The following is a 15,868-nucleotide window of genomic DNA, read 5'->3' as shown; positions in this document are numbered from 1 at the left end:
TAAATGAAAAAGCTTTGGAAAAACTGTCATATTGCCACCATGCAAGATGGACAATATTCCAGTATTGAAGATGCAGGGATGGTCACGCTGGGACAGCATATTCACTGGATTGGAGCATTTAAAGATCTTCCTGCTGATGCATATTCTGAAACCATTGACTTAAAAGGGGCATGGGTAACGCCAGGCTTGATTGACTGCCATACCCATAGTGTATTTGGTGGTAACCGTAGTGTTGAGTTTGAAAAACGCTTGCAAGGTGTCAGCTATGCTGAAATCGCAGCCAGCGGTGGCGGGATTGCCAGTACCGTTCGTGCTACCCGTGAAGCCAGTGAAGAACAGTTGTTGGCATCGGCGTTAAAACGAATTCGCTGTTTGCTCAAAGATGGTGTCACCACTATTGAGATTAAGTCGGGTTACGGTCTGGACTATGCCAATGAGCGCAAAATGCTGCGTGTGATTCGTCAGATTGCAGAAACTTTGCCAATGACAGTTCGCAGTACCTGCTTGGCGGCGCACGCTTTACCGCCTGAGTATAAGGATCAAAGTGATGCTTATATTGAGCATATCTGCAATGAGATGCTGCCAAAACTTCATCAGGAAGGCTTGGTCGATGCGGTCGATGCATTTTGTGAATACTTGGCCTTTTCTCCAGCACAAGTTGAACGTCTCTTTAAAACGGCTCAGTCTCTGAATTTACCAATCAAACTGCATGCAGAGCAACTCTCTTCACTTGGTGGATCTAGTTTGGCAGCACGTTATCAAGCGTTGTCAGCAGATCATTTAGAGTTTATGACCGAGGATGATGTCAAGGCGATGGCTGCCGCAGGTACAATTGCAGTGTTATTGCCGGGTGCGTTCTATTTTCTACGAGAAACCCAATTCCCACCATTAGAGAGTTTGCATCAACATGGGGTACGGATTGCCTTATCCAGTGATTTAAATCCAGGCACATCGCCAGCCTTATCATTGCGATTGATGATGAATATGGGCAGTACCTTGTTCCGTTTAACTCCTGAACAAACCTTAGCGGGTGTGACCACAAATGCAGCGCATGCCTTGGGCTTACAAGATACACACGGTACGTTGGAAGTCGGTAAAGTTGCCGATTTTATTGCATGGCAGATTGAGCATCCATCCGAGATCGTTTACTGGTTGGGTGGGGATCTGCCAAAGCGCATTATTCAGCATGGCCAAGAAATCTCAATCTAGCGATGTAGCTCATTTATAAAGGATGCTAGAGACAATGAATCATTCATTTACATGGCAAGGGCGTAAAGATGGCGAGGGTGTTGAACACTTGAGGATTCACCAAGTCATCAATACCACGCCAAAAGCAGATTATGCCCTGATTGGCTTTAGCTCGGATGAAGGGGTAAAGCGCAATAAAGGCCGCTTAGGTGCGGCAGATGCTCCAGATAGCATTCGTGCGCAGTTAGCCAATTTGCCTGTACATCAACCCATCACGATTGCAGATATTGGGACTGTGGTGTGTGACGGTTCAAAACTGGAACAAGCACAGGCTGAACTGGCTGAACAGGTCGAAAGAAGCTTAAAACAGGGCATGAAACCGATTGTGTTAGGTGGTGGCCATGAAGTGGCTTTTGGCAGCTTTTCTGGCTTGTTTCAATATCTGCAAAACAATGAACCCAATAAGAAAATTGGCATCATCAATTTCGATGCACATTTTGATTTGCGTGAAGCTGAACAGGTGACCTCTGGCACACCATTTTTGAATGCAGCCAGACTGTCTGAACAGCATCAGCAAGAATTTCATTATTTGTGTGTTGGCGTAGCGAAACATTCAAATACCAAGGTTTTATTTGAAACCGCAGATCGGCTGAATTGTACTTATATTTACGATTATGAGTTACAGAAACAAAGTGTTGAAACTTTAATCGAAAAGTTGACAGCTTTTACAGGAAAAGTTGACTATTTGTATATTACAGTTGATCTTGATGTATTTAGTGCTAGCATTGCGCCAGGTGTAAGCGCACCTGCGGTAAAAGGAATTGATTTATCAGTTTTTGACCCATTACTAGAGGCCATTAAGGAAACCGGAAAGATTAAAGTTTTTGATGTGGCGGAATGTAATCCACGGTTTGATTTGGATAGTAGAACTGCCAAATTAGCCGCTTATATAATTTTTAACTACATATTTGATTGATGGATCATGTGAATTCATCAAAAGGTTAAAACATGTCTAATTTATCTTATGTCTCTCAAAATGACGGTCCATGGGCAACCTATCTTGAACAGATCGAGCGTGTTGCTCCATATCTAGATGGTCTAGAAGGTTATGTGGATACATTGAAGCGCCCAAAACGTGCTTTGATTGTTGATGTGCCAATTGTTATGGACGATGGCACAATTCGTCATTTTGAAGGTTATCGTGTACAACACAACTTGTCACGTGGTCCGGGTAAAGGCGGTATTCGCTATCACCCAGATGTAGATTTAAATGAAGTAATGGCTCTTTCAGCATGGATGACAATTAAAACTGCGGTGGTAAATTTACCATTTGGCGGTGCAAAAGGCGGTATCCGTGTTGATCCACGTCAGCTTTCTCCACGTGAATTAGAACGCTTAACACGTCGCTATACCAGCGAAATCAGCCATATTATTGGCCCACAGAAAGATATTCCTGCGCCAGATGTAGGGACTAACCCGAATGTCATGGGTTGGATCATGGATACTTATTCATCGGGTCAAGGTCATACTGTGACAGGTGTAGTAACTGGTAAGCCTGTACATCTTGGTGGTTCGTTGGGTCGTATTAAAGCGACTGGCCGTGGTGTATTTATCACGGGTCAACAAGTGGCTGAAAAAATCAAACTACCTTTAGAAGGCGCAAAAATTGCGGTTCAGGGTTTTGGTAACGTGGGTAGTGAAGCTGCTTATTTGTTTGCAGAATCAAAATCTAAAATCGTGACGATTCAAGATCACACTGGTACGATTTTCAATCCAGAAGGGATCGACCTTGCTGCATTGAAAACACACATGGAAACTCACCAAGGTGTGGGTGGCTTTGCTGGTGCACAAGTAATCAGTGATGAAGCGTTCTGGACTGTAGACATGGATATTTTGATCCCTGCTGCATTGGAAAGCCAAATCACGGTTGAACGTGCGAAAAACCTGTCGGCAAAACTGGTACTCGAAGGTGCGAACGGCCCAACTTTCCCAGAAGCGGATGACGTTTTAGTTGAACGCGGTATTACCGTTGTTCCTGACGTAATCTGTAACGCGGGTGGTGTAACCGTATCTTACTTTGAATGGGTTCAAGATATGTCGAGCTACTTCTGGTCTGAAGAAGAAATTAACGAAAGACTAGACAAGCTAATGATTCAAGCCATCAATGATGTATGGCATAAATCAAGTGAGAAAGAATGTACCTTACGTACCGCGGCCTTCATTTTAGGCTGTGAACGTATCTTAAAAGCACGTAAAGAGCGTGGTATTTTCCCAGGCTAATCCTGCGAATCAATACCCAAACGACCTTAAGACGCATGTCTTAAGGTCGTTTTTTATTGTTCAGTGCACTCTTGGTTTTGGATCATTCCCCATGTCCCGATATTGTACGGGTACTACTAATATACTCATGGAAATAATCATCTTTTGTTTGAAAGAAGATATCAAAACTCGCACTCATCATTTGATCTATTTGGGCTTGTTTTTTAAATATTATATTTAACTGTTCGAGATAATAAATTATCCATTCGTTTTTATTATTAAAATGGTAACAAGGTTTTAGATTGGCATATAATGTTTTTAATTCGGTCCCAATATGTGAAATATCGGGATTGAAAAACCATAATATAATTTCATTGATTTGGAATTTTTCTAATCGATATTCATCATTTTTGTTTGGCTGTATGGTGTAAAGCTGAGCCCCTGATGGCGTGCTCTTGGAATACATTAGTTTTGTCGTTGTTATCTGGAAGTGTTTTGCTTCCAACTCTCTCATAAGTCTTGAAATTTTAAGACATTTTGGTAGGTCTTTAATATTCGATTTTGATAACTTTATAAAGAACTCAACTGCACGGGATATAACAGTCATTTCACCCGAACCTACGATAATCCCATTTTTCCATGCATATAGTTTAGGTGTTTGATCTGAATGAATTTTATAATCAATGGTTGCACTTCTATTATCAGCAGCAACAATAATACTATCTTGCAATTGAATGGCTATAATAAAAGTCATACGATAAATTTTAAGGGTGGTAGATATTATTATTGTATTATTTTGGAGAGTTGTGTCAAATAAAGGGATGTTTATGGCTGGTGGGTCTCAAATAATTATTAATAAAGATGGAATTACTTTTATTACCCCTGCAAAATTTGAAGCAAAAGCAGGGCAACATAAATTTGTTGCTGGGCAGAAGGTTTCTGTTCAACTTCCCAGATTAGCTGTGGTGGATCAACCCTATATTCTTCAATATTTGGTGAAGAATAAAGACAACATTCCATTGGCAAATAAGCCGTATCTCCTGATTGACCAAGCGGGAAATTTGCAAAAAGGTATCACAAGCGCCGAGGGTTTAATGAAACTCACGACAACGTCGTCCGCTCAAAATCTGATTACGCATGTGATGGTGAATGAGATAGAAGAAGCACAGGAAGCGGAAGGAGAATAAGATGGCAACACATTATTCCCGATTGCAATTTAAGCTCAAGCCGCCCTTACAATTTAAAGATTTTAGCTTTCAGTTTTTGGTTGTGAACCGAGAGCTTGGCAAGACTGTTTTTAAAGATGAGGGAAATTTTGACGATCATGGTTTTGGCAAATGGTTTCATATCTATCAACCCAATCGATTGTTGATGTATAAAATTAAATATCGTGGCGAGGTCATCAAAACTGTTACAGCCAAAGCATATCCTGAGCCTAATAAGTGGAGTCTATTTGAGTTTAAAACGACTGTTGAAGCAACTAAAAAAGCCAAGGAAAATATAAAAGAAATCCAGATTCATGATGGTGAGGTTGCATGGTATCTCATTAAAAAAGCTGAACCCGTGATGACATGGTCACAGCGTATCTTTAAAAAACCATTGAGTGTAAAAGACTGGGAAATTTTAAAGGCAAATAACCCGCATTTATCTAACCTCGTTTCCATGGGGGTTTTACAGTCTGGGCAGGTGGTTATTATTGCAAATTCAACCACAGCCAAGGAATTATCTGAATATAAAAAACAGGCACAACAAGCCCAACAAAATTTGGAGCAAATGAAAAAGGATAAAGATTTTGATGCCGATTTTTTTGCTCAGAATTACGAATTTTTTTATGATGCGTTATTACGAGAAAATACAAGGATTGTTGGGAAAACCATCTTTGAAGAAAATCAGCATCCTCTCACAATCAAGTTTGATCAGAAAGAAGAGAAGGATGGTTTTTTTGAGCAGAAAATGGCGGTTGATGGTGCGTTAAGTATGGCAGAAGGGCAATCGCATCGAATTTATCGAATTCATGGTGAGCTTGCACAGAAGTATGCCGAAGAACAAGCCAAAGGCTCAGGACTGGCGAATCCGAAAAACTTTGCTCAATTTAAGCAAAAATATGCGAGTTTGTATAAAGAGCTTGATCAAGAAGCAACTAAAAAATTCTTGCGTTGGGATCAGTCGATTAAAACCAACAATATGCGACGGATGCTAAAGCAATCTGCCTTAGTGCGAGATGGTACTTATAAGGGAGGGATTAGAGAATATGTAAAAAAAATGGGTGAAATTAGCAGGTTTGCAAGTCAGCTCAAAATAGCAGGTTATGTGTCTATGGCAGCGGATGTAGTGAGTTCGGGGGTGAATGTTTATGAAGCTGCGCCTGAGGATAAAACGAGAACAACCGTGGTTGAGACAACTAAAATAGTTACGGGTATAGGTGTTGGAGCTCTTACAAGTTATGTAATTATAGGTTTTGCATCAGGAGGAACTGGATTAGTAGTTATTGGTATTGCTGCTATTACTGGACCTGTAGTTGGTAAAATTGTTGGGGATTACGTTGGTGATCGTACAGGAGATGCTTACGATCATCTCAATAATTAAGTAAATCGGAATAAATTTTAAATATGAGCTTATTTATAAAATTGTTTGAAGCATTTCCATTCTTTATATTGTTTGCTACGTTTTTTTCTATATTTATTTTTCTTTTGATAGTGTTGTATTTTTATGTAAATATCAACTTAAGAGGTTTGTGTGGAATTATTTTTAAAGACGAAATTAAATATAAAAGACCACTCGAATTTTTTAATTTTTATTTTCTTAGTGTGATACCTATTAATTTTTGGAGGGAGTTTTTAAATTTGAGATACGATAAAGTCTTTAAAAATCTTTATGATAGAGATTTTTATTATGATTTAAGAAGAGATCAGATTGTTGAGTTGGTTAGTAAATATAAATATTTTTTTGTTATTCAATATCTTGCTGTCTTTTCAGGAGTGATTAGTATGTTCTTTTTGTTAATTGATTTTATTTGTAATAATTTTTTTTGAAAATGGTTTTATTTTCAATATAAGAAGTAAGGTTGGTGGTTTTCGACCTTCTTTTTTTATATTTTAGGTGGAAATAATATTATTGAAATTTTAGTATATTTCGTGGGGTATGATAAAGTGGAAACTATAAATGAATAAAATTATCAACTTATTGATTACAGATTATGTTTTTGCACTTTTTGTTTTTGGTTTCTTATTCTTTATTCTATTGTGGATATTCTTCATAAGTCTTTATATCTATACCAATATTTATTTAAAAGAAATATGTAAAATTGTATATAAAGATGAGAAAAAATTTAAAAGATTGATGGAGCCATTTGATTTTTTTTATTTAAGTATGTTACCTAGTGCATATTGGAAGGAAATACTAAATATAAAGTTTGATACCTCTTTTAAAGCCCGTTATGGAAATAATGTATATCAAAAAATAGGTGACTCTCAGTTAAATGAATTATTGAAGAGCTATCCAGTGTTTTTCTACCTTCATTATTTAGTTATTTTTTCAGGTGTTTTTGGAACACTTTTTCTGTTGTTGGGTTTTATAGTGGATCAGTATTTTTAAAGACTGCTTTAGATTCTTATTAAAAAAGCAGAGGTATGTTCCGATTTTTTGGTTTTATTGGTTAAATAGAAGGTTACATCGATTTCGGCGGATGTGGTGAGTTCTGGTGTTGCTGTTTATGAAGCTGCACCAGAGGATAAAGCAAGAACAACAGTGGTTGAGACAACTAAAGTTGGTACAGGCTTGATTGCTGGAGCTGTAGTGAGTGCTATTGTGGTTGGACTCGCCACAGGTGGAACTGGGTTGATTGTAATAGGTATTGTGGCTGCTTCAGGAGCAATAGCTACGAAAGGTGTTAGTGAAATTTCAGGATATGGCGTAGGTGAAGCCTATGACTATATTGACGAAATTAGGAATAAGTAATGTTTGAAATTCTATTGTCTATGTCTAAAGATAGACCTGGTTTATTTATTATTCTAGTTGGTGTTTTATTCATTATAGTGGCATGGGTGGTTGTAATAAGTCTTTATATTTATATAAATATTTAGTTAAAAGGGATTTGCAAGATTGTATATAAAGATGAGAAGCGGTTTACAAAATTGATGGAACCATTTGATTTTTTTTATCTGAGTATTCTGCCCAGTGCATATTGGAAAGAGATATTAAATGTAAAGTTTAACACTTCATTTAAGGCTTTCTATGGGAATAATGTATATTACAAAATAGGTGATTCTCAGTTAAAAGAGTTGTTGAAAAATTATCCAATGTTCTTTTTTCTTCATTATTTTTTCATGTTATCGGGGCTTTTGAGTATGTCCTTATTATTCCTTGGTTATTCTATAGAGCACTTTTTTAAATAGGATTTATTTAAAATTTGAGGTGTGCTCAGATTTTGAATTTGTTGTTTAAATAGCAGCAGGATATCTTGCAATTGTTATAAGGATGCTGTGAATTCAAGTATAGCTGTTTATGAAGCTGCACCAGAGGATAAGGCGAGAACAACCGTGGTTGAGACTGCGAAAATTAGTACAGGGATCGGTGTTGGTGTTCTGACTGGCTATTTAATTATCGGACTTGCTACAGGAGGAACTGGATTAATTGTAATTGGCATTGTTGCAGCTTCGGCAGCACTTGCATCTAAAGGTACATCAGAGCTTACTGGGTATGTTGTGGGTGAAGCCTATGACTATATTGATGGCGTTAGGAATAAATAATGTTGGGAATTTTATTGTCCATGTCTAAAGATAGACCAGGTTTATTTATTAGCTTAATAGGTCTGTTTTTCTTTTTGTTACTATGGATATTCTTCATAAGTCTTTATATTTATAGTAATATTTATATAAAAGAAATATGTAAAATTGTATATAAGGATGAGAAAAAATTTAAAAGATTGATGGAGCCATTTGATTTTTTTTATTTAAGTATGTTACCTAGTGCATATTGGAGGGAAATACTAAATATAAAGTTTGATACCTCTTTTAAAGCCCGTTATGGAAATAATGTATATCAAAAAATAGGTGACTCTCAGTTAAATGAATTATTGAAGAGTTATCCAGTGTTTTTCTACCTTCATTATTTGGTTATTTTGTCAGGAATTCTCGGTACATGTCTTCTATTCTTGGGTGTAGGATTAGAGAAGTATATTTTTTAAATAAATTTTAGAGTTCTTTCTATGAAGTTGCATTAGAGAATACTCACTTACTTTAGCTGTGCTTTTGAAACGACCTTAAGACGCATGTTTTAAGGCCGTTTTTTATCTATGGCTAATCTAAAAAGAAATCTTTCTGTAATTGGGTATTGCCGCTGACACAGGCATATTGAGCAAAATCAGTTATACCAATACGCGCCAACGCTTGTTCATCTGTCAAGCTCTGTCCCGTAAGCTCTCCTTTGACTGTACTATAAATGGCAAAAGCTGCATCCGCCATGATCTCAGGTTTACGACTCAATTGACGCGTATTTTCTTCACCTAGGTTTTTCGAAACTGCTGCTGTGGCGATATAGGTGTCAGGCCACAGGGTATTACAAGAAATACCATAGTGTCGAAATTCTTCTGCCATCCCCAAAGTCAAAATGGTCATACCATATTTAGACAATGCATAAGGTGAGAGCATACCCAACCATTTCGGTGACATATTCACAGGTGGTGATAGACTCAGAATATGCGGATGCTCTGCTTGTTTAAGAAAAGGTAAGGCGGCTTGGGCACAAATAAAGGTGGCACGGTGATTAATGCTTTGAATCAGGTCATATTGTTTTAATGAAGTGGCTTCCACACCGGTGAGGGCAATTGCACCTGCATTATTTATTAATACATCAATACCACCAAAGTTTTTGGCTGCTTGTTGTATGGCAGTATGAATCTGCTGTTCATCTCTTACATCTAAAAGCAGTGGCAATGCATGACCACCCGCAGCCTCAATCTCTTCAGCGACGCTATAAATTGTGCCTGTTAATTTGGCTGTTTCCACTTCAGTTTTTGCTGCAATTACCACATTTGCACCTGCCTGTGCAGCTTTCAGTGCAATGGCTCGGCCAATTCCTCGGCTACCGCCCGTAATAAAAATGGTTTTTCCTTGCATATTGTTCATGGCGAAGTCCTGTCTTTAATTTTTATTGGGGTTGAATTAAATCATAAATGGGTGAGCGAATTTTTCAGGCTGATAAAGCTGACGTTGCTTGGCAATCTCGACAATCCGATGACGTAATTGGCGTTTGATTACGGCATAGGTCAGGCGATGCTTTTGTGACATTTCTTCCGCAAACTTAAATACTTCCAGATTTAATGATTCGGCAGGGTGAATCTGATGCACCACTTGCGCGTCTAAACATTCGAGGCCAGTCATAGATTTACCTGTTAAAGACATTTCCCAAATCGCATGCTGATTGGGAAGGAGTTGCACAATTTCTGCAATACAGTCAGTAAAGGGAATGGTCAGTTTGACTTCGGGAAAACAAAAGCGTCCTTTGTCTGCACGCATCAAGCGAAAGTCACAGGCTGATGCCAAAATTGCACCACCTGCATAAGCATTGCCGTTAATTTCAGCAATCACAGGGAGGTTAAGCAAGGCCAAACGCAGCAGCATATTTTCCAGTTGTAAGGTGAAGGCTTTTTTATCTTGCATAGACTGTTGCATTAGCCAAGCGAGGTCTAGACCATTACAAAAGGTCTTGGGGTGATCACTTTGAATCACCAGACAGGCGTTATGCGAATCACGCTCAATTTCATCAAAGATCTCGATATATTCATTCAGCACATCTTGGTTTAAGACATTGTCCTGATCGCCATTGGTTAAGGTGAGAACATAAATAGACTGCTGCTGATCAAGCGTCATGGTGGTCATTGAAGCGCTTCCTGATAGTGCGTTAGTTTTTTGATTACAGTCATTATTCCCAATAAAACACTCGCACAATAGGTGGGACTATGCCATATTGATGATCATTTTAGGACAGTGGATGTTCGATGCGAGATCCGTTTGGATTGTTTCAGGAAACCATTTCTGTTTCTTATGCACATCTGTTATTGGAAATTGTGCAAGACTATGCCGTTGATACTGAAACAGTTCTGTCTGGTACGGGATTAAGGCTCGCAGAAATGAAACAAGCCGATGCCAAAATGAGTGCACATCAATGGTCGAAGCTGGTGGTGAATGCCTTAAAGTTGACGGACAATCCACGTCTAGGCATTGAATATGGCTTTAAATTACGCCCAACGTCGCATGGGGCGCTAGGTTTTGCATTTCTTAGCTGTACCGATGTCGAAACTGCTTTAAGCCTTTGCCAGCAATATTTCTGTACCCGCATCCAGAATTTCACCCCTGAATGGCACATCGAGAACGACTTTGTCTATGTGCATTTGGATGATGTACATCCTGTAAAATTGGGTGGGGCAGAACAATCTGATCAATTAAGGTCCTTTTTAATTGAAAGCTTACTATTTGGTGCCATTCATTTTCTCAGTTTATTTTCTGAAAAAATTGCAGAAAATTGTGAGGTCTTTGTCGACTGGGCAGATTCACAGAATTATAAAAGTGTCGATTTATCTCAGATCAAGATTCAATTTAATCAGCAACGCAATGGTCTACGTTTTCCTAAGCATTATCTACAGTGTAAAAATTCGAATGCAGATCAAGTCGCTTTTCAGCAAGCACTGCTATATTGCGAAAATGACAAACTGAAATTGCTAAAAGAAAGTACGCGTGACCTACAGAAAAGCATTCGTTCCGAGCTGCTTTATAAGGCAGGCAATGCCTATCCAACCTTGCCCATGATTGCACAGCGCTTGAATATGTCGGAGCGAACTATCAAGCGGCATTTGCAGGCGCAAGGAACCACCTTCTTACAGATTTTAGCGGAGGTTCGTTTTAGTCAAGCCAAGAAATTATTGCAACAGCCACAATACAGTGTTCAGGATGTTGCAGCTCTGGTGGGCTATGAAGAAGCCACTAATTTTATCCGTGCTTTTAAAAAGATGTTTGGAGAAACGCCGAGTCAGTATCGGAAAAGCTATTTGTCCAAGACTGATTCATCTAACATCACATTTTGAATGGTTTGAATAAAGCGTTCCAGTGCATGTTGAATCTGTTCGGTCCATTCAAAGGAACAATTCATCCGAATAAAATGTTGATGTGAGGGCAGTACATTAAATAACGGACTTGGCGCAACACCCACCTGTTGCTGAATCAGTTGTTCATACACCTGCATGCTACTGACTTTTTCTGGCAGTTGAATCCAGAGAAAATAGCCACTTGGATAGTTATACACCTTACAGTCTTTAGGCAGATGCTGTTTCAGATATTGAAAGAACTGCTTTTTATTCTTTTCCAACGCCCGTCTAAGCGTTCTTAAATGCTTTTCATAATGATGATGAGAGAGGAACTCTACCAGTGCATTCTGGATCAGCGCATTGGCAGAAATGGTACTCATCAATTGCAAGTGCTGAATATGCTCGGAAAATTTACCTGCATAAACCCAACCCATACGGAAACCCGAGCCCAAGGTTTTGGAAAAAGAAGAGCAGTGCAACACCAGATTCTGTTGATCAAAATACTTCATTGGTAGTGGTTTTTGATTGCCATAAAACAGCTCTTCATAGACATCATCTTCAATCAAATGAATTTGATGCTCATGCAACAATTTGGCAATTTTATATTTAATTTCATCGCTGACGGTAAAGCCAATCGGGTTATGCGCATTCAACATAAACCAACAGACCTTGATCGGATAGCTTTTAATGACCTGTTCAAAGGCTTCAATATCAAAGCCATGCTGTGGATGTTCTGGCAGGGTAATCACTTTCAACCCTAAACGCTCTGCCGCCTGCCATGCACCATAGAAAATGGTTTGCTGCAACAAGATATAATCGCCCGGTTGGGTAATCGCTTGCAGGGAAAGATTGAGGGCTTCCAACCCTCCAGAGGTGATGACAATGTCATCGGCATCGGTTGGAATCCCTTGCATACAATAGCGTTGCGCAATCAATTTTCGGAGGGCTAAATTTCCGGGCGGTAGATTGGTGGTCTGATCATAACTATGTCGATTACGGGAAAGCTGTCCCATGATCTGAATCAGCTTGGGTGGATACAGCAACTGACTGTCTGGAAAAGCCGAACCTAGGGGGCTGACCTGTTTAGACTGAATCGATTTAAGATACTTAAACACCAAGGAGTTGATTTCAATTTTTGGATTTAAAGACACCACTGAATAGGCTTGCGGAATCTGAATATTATTTTGCTCAGCCACAAAATAACCTGACTTTTCTTTGGAATAAATCAGCCCTTGTGCTTCCAGTTCTTGGTAAGCATTCATCACTGTAATTAAGCTAAAGCCTGAGCGTTGTACTTGTTCACGCAAAGAGGGCAGTTTGGTGTGGGGTTTCCATGACCCATTCTCAATGAGAAGTTTGAGCTGGTGTGCTAACTGTTCTGATTTATACATAAACTCAAGTGAATCCGTATAGATGGAACAGCTTTTATGCCAGCTGTTCCATCTCTTTTTTTAATAAGCAAACATCAATAACAGTCTAAATAAACCTGCAATTATGGCAAGTGCAAAAAAACCAACTAACCATAAGATTATAAACCATTGTGTTTGGCTTAAATGCAGAGATTTTATTTTCATGCAAAGCTGCTCCTTAGTGATAACCCGTATCTCCAACCCGTACTTTATCTCTGAATACCCAGTAAGAAAGAATGGTATAGCCAATAATGATCGGGATTAAAATGACAGCTCCAACCAAGGCAAACTTTTGACTGGAATGTGGTGCTGCTGCTTGCCAAATGGTAACGGACGGCGGAATAATATTCGGCCAGAGACTGATGATAAATCCAGTAAAGGCCAAAAATACCAAGGCCAAGGTATAGATAAACGGCTTGAAATCCTGACGTTGCTTACATGCCTTTAAAATCAGGAAGGTAAACAACAACACCAAGATCGGCACTGGGCTAAAGTACAGCAGATTTGGCAAGGCAAACCAACGTGCTGCAATTTCAGGATGGGTGAGTGGGGTATATAGACTCACCCCTGCAAAGACCGCAAACAGCAAGATGATCAGTTTAGGCATCAATCCATACATCTGATCTTGTAACTTATGATCAGTTTTCATAATTAGCCAGCCACAGCCCAAAGCGGCATACATCGCAACCACACCCAGCCCTGTAAACAGAGCGAATGGAGTCAGCCAGTCCAAGCCTGAACCAGAGAAAATACCATTGGTGGTTTGAATGCCTTGAATATAGGCACCCAGAATCACGCCTTGCAGAAAGCTGGAGAGAACTGATCCCCAAATAAAGGCTTGATCCCATAAATACTTGGTGCGATTGGCCTTAAAGCGAAATTCAAAGGCCACACCACGGAAAATCAGTGCAATTACCATCAAGATAATCGGCATATACAAGGCTGAAAGTACAGTTGAATACACCAATGGAAAGGCTGCGAATAGGCCAGCACCACCGAGTACCATCCATGTTTCATTACCATCCCACACAGGTGCGACGGTATTCATCATCACATCACGTTCTTCACTGCTTTTGATAAAGGGGAACAGAATACCAATGCCGAGATCAAAGCCATCGAGAATGACATAGATCAAGACACCAAGACCGATAATGCCAACCCAAATCAGAGATAAATCAATCATGGTATTTCTCCTTATTTGGTTTTGAGTCTTGCTGATCAATACTTTCATCGACAGCACTTAAAGGACGCATCGGGGTTTTGAAATGCCCGGGACCTGTAGGCTCAAGATCAATCGCATCTACAAATTGAGGCCCTTTTTTCAGTAGCTTCAACATGTAATAAATACCGCTACCAAACACGATGGTATACACCACCACAAAGATAATCAGACTGATGCCGACTTGATCTGCAGTGACCGCATGCGATAAACCATCTTTGGTGCGCATTACCCCATACACCACCCAAGGTTGACGACCGACTTCAGTGGTGACCCAACCCGCAAGTAGCGCGATATAGCCTGTTGGACCCATGACAAAAGCGAATTTATGAAACCAAGATGAACCATATAGTTTACCTTTCTTCCGTAGCCATAAGGCAATGAAAGAGAGTAATACCATTAACATGCCAAGCCCGACCATGACACGGAAACTCCAGAACACAATGGTCGCATTTGGACGATCTTCAGCTGCGAAATCTTTTAAACCTGTAACCTTACCTTGCATAGAGTGGGTCAAAATCAGACTACCAAGATGAGGGATGCCAATTTCATAGTGATTTTTTTCACTATCCATATCGGGAATGGCAAATAACAGCAGTGGCATGGATTCATTATGATTGGTTTCCCAGTGCCCTTCGATAGCGGCTAATTTTGCAGGCTGATGCTTCAAGGTATTTAAACCATGATTGTCACCAATCACCACTTGCAAACATGAAGTGACGAGTACCATCCAAAGTCCCATGGAAAAGGACTTTTTCACCAACTCATCGCGTCGGCCTTTAATCAGATGCCATGCAGCCGTACCAACCACCAATAATGAAGACACTAAAAATGCAGCGGCTGCCATATGGGCAAAGCGATAAGGGAAGGAGGGGTTGAACACAATCGCCCACCAGTCGGTCGGCACAATAATGCCATTTTCAATGGCAAAGCCTTGCGGCGTTTGCATCCAGCTGTTGGAGGACAAAATCCAGAACATGGAAATACAGGTGCCGATCGCAACCATTAAGGTGGCAAAGAAATGTGCTTTGGGACCAACGCGTCCCCAACCAAACAACATGATGCCGAGGAAACCTGCTTCCAAGAAGAAAGCACTCAATACCTCATAGCTGAGTAGAGGACCTGTGACACTCCCAGCAACGCGGGAAAACTCGCTCCAGTTAGTCCCAAACTGGTAGCTCATCACCACGCCAGAAACGACACCCATCCCAAAGGCAACTGCAAAGATTTTAATCCAGTATTTGAATAGATCTTTATAAATCGGGTTTTGGGTACGTAGCCATTTCCATTCCAGCATGGCAAGAAAACAGGCCAGACCAATCGAGGTGGCGGGAAAGATAATGTGAAATGAAACAGTAAACGCAAACTGTATTCGGGCTAATTCTAAAGCCGTGAGACCGAGATCCATATATCCTCTCCTATAACAGACTGAAACGAGTCGCTAGGAAAATGTGAAAGAACGGACTTAAACCCTTATCAAAATAAGCAGAACCTAAAAACGGTATTGGGATATTTCAAAGCAATTTAAGTTTTATTCATCATCCAATCTTCTGTTGTATATAAGTAGATACAATTTCTTTTTGTTTTTTTATAACAGATACGTGCTTCTAGCATGATCTGTTATATTTTTTTAAGCAAACTCTGTAGCTATTCAGCAGTTTAGACCTGATTCAAAATAGCATAAGCAACGATGCAGTGTGTTTGAATATTGAT

General features: G+C 39.6%; 16 protein-coding genes. 10 read left to right on the top strand and 6 right to left on the bottom strand.

Going from position 1 to position 15,868, the window contains the following annotated elements; translation table 11 throughout:
- The first annotated feature begins 3 nt into the window (after positions 1 to 3).
- The 3 genes from hutI to Aba26S_RS11150 are packed head-to-tail and all read left to right on the top strand — an operon-like array spanning position 4 to position 3,468.
- A complete protein-coding gene (gene hutI / locus Aba26S_RS11160) occupies positions 4 to 1,209 on the top strand; it encodes an imidazolonepropionase (RefSeq protein WP_043971961.1) in 1,206 nt (401 codons plus the stop codon).
- Positions 1,210 to 1,243: 34 nt separating this feature from the next.
- Positions 1,244 to 2,164 carry a formimidoylglutamase gene (gene hutG / locus Aba26S_RS11155; protein WP_043971958.1) on the top strand — a complete coding sequence of 307 codons (921 nt, stop codon included), beginning with the start codon at positions 1,244 to 1,246 and terminating at the stop codon, positions 2,162 to 2,164.
- Positions 2,165 to 2,196: 32 nt separating this feature from the next.
- Complete coding sequence (locus tag Aba26S_RS11150; protein ID WP_005242142.1) at positions 2,197 to 3,468, top strand: Glu/Leu/Phe/Val dehydrogenase; 1,272 nt, start codon at positions 2,197 to 2,199, stop codon at positions 3,466 to 3,468.
- Between the two features lie 82 nt (positions 3,469 to 3,550).
- Here the strand turns inward: Aba26S_RS11150 and Aba26S_RS11145 are convergent, their stop codons facing one another.
- Positions 3,551 to 4,201, bottom strand: a complete 651-nt coding sequence (locus tag Aba26S_RS11145) for a hypothetical protein (protein ID WP_043971955.1) — start codon at positions 4,199 to 4,201, stop codon at positions 3,551 to 3,553.
- Positions 4,202 to 4,274: 73 nt separating this feature from the next.
- Between Aba26S_RS11145 and Aba26S_RS11140 the strand changes: the two genes are divergently transcribed.
- The 6 genes from Aba26S_RS11140 to Aba26S_RS11115 all read left to right on the top strand — a co-directional run bounded on the left by Aba26S_RS11140 (position 4,275) and on the right by Aba26S_RS11115 (position 8,632).
- A complete protein-coding gene (locus Aba26S_RS11140; RefSeq protein ID WP_005242140.1) occupies positions 4,275 to 4,634 on the top strand; it encodes a hypothetical protein in 360 nt (119 codons plus the stop codon).
- Between the two features lies 1 nt (position 4,635).
- A complete protein-coding gene (locus Aba26S_RS11135; RefSeq protein WP_043971948.1) occupies positions 4,636 to 6,033 on the top strand; it encodes a hypothetical protein in 1,398 nt (465 codons plus the stop codon).
- 576 nt (positions 6,034 to 6,609) lie between these two features.
- Complete coding sequence (locus Aba26S_RS11130) at positions 6,610 to 7,041, top strand: hypothetical protein (RefSeq protein WP_043971941.1); 432 nt, start codon at positions 6,610 to 6,612, stop codon at positions 7,039 to 7,041.
- 93 nt (positions 7,042 to 7,134) lie between these two features.
- A complete protein-coding gene (locus tag Aba26S_RS11125; protein WP_227541497.1) occupies positions 7,135 to 7,404 on the top strand; it encodes a hypothetical protein in 270 nt (89 codons plus the stop codon).
- Between the two features lie 524 nt (positions 7,405 to 7,928).
- The gene (locus Aba26S_RS11120; RefSeq protein ID WP_043971937.1) at positions 7,929 to 8,195 is read left to right on the top strand and encodes a hypothetical protein; all 267 of its coding nucleotides are present in this window, start codon (positions 7,929 to 7,931) and stop codon (positions 8,193 to 8,195) included.
- A complete protein-coding gene (locus tag Aba26S_RS11115) occupies positions 8,195 to 8,632 on the top strand; it encodes a hypothetical protein (RefSeq protein ID WP_005242105.1) in 438 nt (145 codons plus the stop codon). The genes Aba26S_RS11120 and Aba26S_RS11115 overlap by 1 nt, the downstream gene beginning before the upstream one ends.
- Before the next feature lie 112 nt (positions 8,633 to 8,744).
- Here the strand turns inward: Aba26S_RS11115 and Aba26S_RS11110 are convergent, their stop codons facing one another.
- Together Aba26S_RS11110 and Aba26S_RS11105 are read right to left on the bottom strand one after the other, a co-directional pair.
- Positions 8,745 to 9,572, bottom strand: coding sequence for an NAD(P)-dependent oxidoreductase (locus Aba26S_RS11110; protein WP_043971935.1), 828 nt, complete (start codon positions 9,570 to 9,572; stop codon positions 8,745 to 8,747).
- Between the two features lie 36 nt (positions 9,573 to 9,608).
- Positions 9,609 to 10,325, bottom strand: a complete 717-nt coding sequence (locus Aba26S_RS11105) for an enoyl-CoA hydratase/isomerase family protein (RefSeq protein ID WP_005242101.1) — start codon at positions 10,323 to 10,325, stop codon at positions 9,609 to 9,611.
- A gap of 119 nt (positions 10,326 to 10,444) precedes the next feature.
- On the opposite strand from Aba26S_RS11105, the gene Aba26S_RS11100 reads away from it, so the two are divergent.
- Positions 10,445 to 11,527, top strand: coding sequence for an AraC family transcriptional regulator (locus tag Aba26S_RS11100; RefSeq protein ID WP_043971932.1), 1,083 nt, complete (start codon positions 10,445 to 10,447; stop codon positions 11,525 to 11,527).
- Here the strand turns inward: Aba26S_RS11100 and Aba26S_RS11095 are convergent.
- The 3 genes from Aba26S_RS11095 to Aba26S_RS11085 all read right to left on the bottom strand — a co-directional run bounded on the left by Aba26S_RS11095 (position 11,488) and on the right by Aba26S_RS11085 (position 15,563).
- Positions 11,488 to 12,918, bottom strand: coding sequence for a PLP-dependent aminotransferase family protein (locus Aba26S_RS11095; RefSeq protein WP_043971930.1), 1,431 nt, complete (start codon positions 12,916 to 12,918; stop codon positions 11,488 to 11,490). The two genes, Aba26S_RS11100 and Aba26S_RS11095, sit on opposite strands and share 40 nt — an antisense overlap.
- Positions 12,919 to 13,114: 196 nt before the next feature.
- Positions 13,115 to 14,119, bottom strand: coding sequence for a cytochrome d ubiquinol oxidase subunit II (gene cydB, locus Aba26S_RS11090; RefSeq protein WP_043971928.1), 1,005 nt, complete (start codon positions 14,117 to 14,119; stop codon positions 13,115 to 13,117).
- Entirely contained in the window at positions 14,112 to 15,563 is a 1,452-nt protein-coding gene (locus Aba26S_RS11085; protein ID WP_005242090.1) for a cytochrome ubiquinol oxidase subunit I, read from the bottom strand. Before Aba26S_RS11085 ends, cydB begins: the two co-directional genes overlap by 8 nt.
- Positions 15,564 to 15,868 lie beyond the last annotated feature (305 nt).

The sequence above is a fragment of the Acinetobacter sp. NBRC 110496 genome (assembly GCF_000876115.1).
Classification (GTDB): domain Bacteria; phylum Pseudomonadota; class Gammaproteobacteria; order Pseudomonadales; family Moraxellaceae; genus Acinetobacter.
This window is presented reverse-complemented; position numbering and strand designations above follow the sequence as displayed.